The organism is Pseudanabaena sp. 'Roaring Creek' (assembly GCF_001402795.1).
Classification (GTDB): Bacteria; Cyanobacteriota; Cyanobacteriia; order Pseudanabaenales; family Pseudanabaenaceae; genus Pseudanabaena.
This window is the reverse complement of record NZ_LIRE01000531.1, coordinates 1-2,344: the sequence shown is the minus strand read 5'-3', so window position 1 is coordinate 2,344 and position 2,344 is coordinate 1. Positions and strand designations below refer to the sequence as shown.

The window sequence follows — 2,344 nt, the reverse complement described above, 5'->3', positions numbered from 1 at the left end:
CGGCGCGAAGCGCCGCCAATCAATTCTTGGGGTTTATGTCCTAAGTCAAGTGACTGTAGCTATAAGTAGCTAGGCATAATTAAAAACCAAAACCAGAGAGCGTACCGCCCACTACGCGGGCGGTACGCTCTTCTAGGTTTTAAGTTTACTTATGCCTAGCTACTTACAACCATATTTTCTGAGGTTGTTAAAAAACTTGTTGGGTTTGGGTAACATCGACCTTGTTACAAACAGCGTAACTGTTCCCATAGTTACCTAAGATGATGAGACCTAATTAGGGTCAATGATGAGGATAAATCATGAAAGCAGTGCGATTAAATCTTGAAGACAGACAAGCTTGGCAGAAATTGCAGCATGTTTTGACCAGTCTTGCTTCCGACTATATGGATCTAGTGGCTGCTGAGCAAACGGAGCTGAAGTTTGAGCAGCAAGTTCTATCCATTGCTTTTACTCTGATTACTTCTGACGCTAATCGCGATCGCCTCAATGAATTTACTCAAAATATCGATCGATACTTTAATCGCCTCCAACTCGTGGGCGTGCGTCGCATCGAATGGGAATTTTATGTCATTGGGGAAGCGGTTCCATTATTAGCACAGGGACGGGATATTCCATTTATTGCTGCCCCCAAGCCTTTGCCATCAAATGCACTTGTCCGCGATTCTCGTCAGCCATCGCGTAGCGCTCAAAGCAGCCCTCTAGCTAGAGGTAAATTTAAAGCTGGTAATTTGGTGCGCCGTTTCCGTGGCTGGTTAGTTAATCCCAAAACGATCCAAGCAGCCCGCACTGCTAGCCGCCTCACGATTCGCGATCCCAAAGGAGCTTTAGCTGCCATTGGCACTAGCGCGATCGCTAAGTTTAACGACACCATCCAGTGGGTCGATACCTTCCCTTGGGAAACTTGGACGAAGGAAAAAGCCCAACAGATCAAACGCCGCCATCAACGCAATTTAGTTCGGGCTGTCATCGAAGATGTGCTGATCCTCGGTGTAATGTTAATCGCTCTCTATTGGCTGACCGAAGTCCTATCAGGACCATCCATTAACCTTGCTCTGATGCCCAAACAGCACCATGACACCAATATCACCAACGTTCAATATCGTTGTGGCAATCCTGCCATCTCCTTGAAAAACTATATCTGCCTCGGTCGAGGAATGAGTTACGACCAAGTGGCAAGTATTTTAGGCAGTGAAGGTAAGCCTTTGGGGATCGATCACAATGTTAGCGATCGCGCCGTGATCGTTAGTTGGTCGAGTGGCGAGATGAATATGAATGTTACTTTTTTGGATGACAAATTAGTTTCCAGAGCCTATCGTCAGTTTACGGCAAGCAAATAATACCAATTCACGAAAGTGTGACAACACTTTTGTGAATTAGACCCCAAACCCAGTAAGGTTTTGAGATTCCCAAAATGCCGTTGCCATTTAGGGAATTGGTATAAAAATAAAATAAAATGCAAAAGGCTCGCTTTGCGAGCCTTTTGCATTATCGATAGGAAAATTGCTTTGAAACGCTTGCCCACAATTTTCAGCTTGTCAAATTTAATGATGCTTGTAATGATGCTTGCAACGAGCCTCATGTTTGTATTTCCTGCGATCGCTGCTAGTTCTAAACCGTCAAATTCATTGCAGGCGCGTAAAGCAACCCCAGCCGATAAACAAGCAGCGGATGAGTATCGCCAACAGGGGCTTGCTTACCGCAAACAAGAACGATTTGAGGAAGCGATCGCGGCTTTAGAGAAATCCATCGCCCTCGATCCCCAAAATATTGATGGTCGGATTATTCTGGGTTGGACACAGCATCTTGCGAAAAAAGATGAGGCGGCGGCAGCATCCCTATGGGAAGCAATTTATCGATCCCCATCCTCGCTACAGGCCTTTAATGCGATCGGCATTGTATATCTAGTCCGTGGGGACTTGCCTCAATCGGTGGTTCTGCATAGCTGGGCAGCCATCCTCAAAACTGATAATGAGATCGCCCATTACAACCTCAGCTTGGCCTATCAACGTCTCAAGCAATACGATCTGGCGATCGCCTATGCTCAAAAAGCGATCGAACTTGAACCCAATAATCCCCATCCCTTTGTCGCTCAGGCGATCGCGCAATGGGCATCAGGCGATCTACCTAACGCACACAAAACTTTTCGCGAGGCGATCGGCGTTGACGCGAGATATCGTAATACTGAATTTTTAAACTTTCTTAATGAAGCAGGTTTTAGCAGCGATCAAATTCAAACTGCAAAACAAGTTTTAGCGGGCTCATAAAAGAATGTAAAGCCCAAGGATTATAGTCGTTTTAAATAACTTGTAGACGGGCTTCGACTTCGCTCAGCCCTCGGTGTAAG

The 2,344-nt window shown here is 45.9% G+C and carries 2 protein-coding genes; both read left to right on the top strand.

Annotated features, from left to right (window positions below):
• Positions 1–299: 299 nt before the first annotated feature.
• A complete protein-coding gene (locus AC805_RS16020; RefSeq protein ID WP_055076348.1) occupies positions 300–1,337 on the top strand; it encodes a hypothetical protein in 1,038 nt (345 codons plus the stop codon).
• Between the two features lie 219 nt (positions 1,338–1,556).
• On the top strand, positions 1,557–2,264 hold the full coding sequence (locus tag AC805_RS16015; protein ID WP_231663203.1) for a tetratricopeptide repeat protein: 708 nt from the start codon (positions 1,557–1,559) through the stop codon (positions 2,262–2,264).
• Positions 2,265–2,344 lie beyond the last annotated feature (80 nt).